General features: G+C 55.9%; 2 protein-coding genes. Both read right to left on the bottom strand.

Features of this window, described 5'->3' with window-relative positions; all coding sequences use genetic code 11:
* Positions 1-194, bottom strand: a 194-nt coding sequence (locus NKJ55_RS35540) for a TadE/TadG family type IV pilus assembly protein (protein WP_352453948.1), incomplete at its 3' end; no start/stop codon positions are given.
* Positions 184-547: pilus assembly protein (locus tag NKJ55_RS35545; RefSeq protein ID WP_352453949.1), on the bottom strand; the 364-nt coding region annotated here is incomplete at its 5' end. The genes NKJ55_RS35545 and NKJ55_RS35540, both read right to left, overlap by 11 nt.

Consider the following 547-nt stretch of genomic DNA (forward strand, 5'->3'; position numbering starts at 1 on the left):
GTCAGCGAGTTCTTCATTTGCAGCGCACGTGACGACGTTTCCAGCGTGTACCGAACACTCGACATAGCATTCAGAGCCCAGCCGAATGCAAAGATGCCGATCAAAAGCATTATCAGAAAAGGCGCGATCAGCGCGAACTCTAATGCAGCTCCGCCTGATGCATCCCCCGTGAAAGCTCTCGACTTAGCGGACACGAATCACCTGTTGATGACTGAGTTCGCGCGAGAGGGAAAACGCGCCAAAACTGAAGGGCGGTGACCAGGTGGCTGTCGCCTGTATTACGAGGAAGACCGAGGGGGCTTTCAAAGTGTCGCACAGGACCGATGGATCGGCCACGATGTTCCCGCACATGTATTTCCGGCTCACTGCCACCTGCGCGCCATCAGGATGGTTTTCCCAGCTCGAAAGAGCGACAGCTTGGATGGTCGTATCCTCGACTGCTCCTTGCATCACGAGGTTCGCCGCGGTTTTGACGCCTGCACGCATCGACAATGCGCTCGAGACAAAAGACCAGCCGTCGATGATGCCAAGAAGTACCAGGCAAAGG

The organism is Mesorhizobium sp. M0106 (genome assembly GCF_040322715.1).
GTDB lineage: Bacteria > Pseudomonadota > Alphaproteobacteria > Rhizobiales > Rhizobiaceae > Mesorhizobium.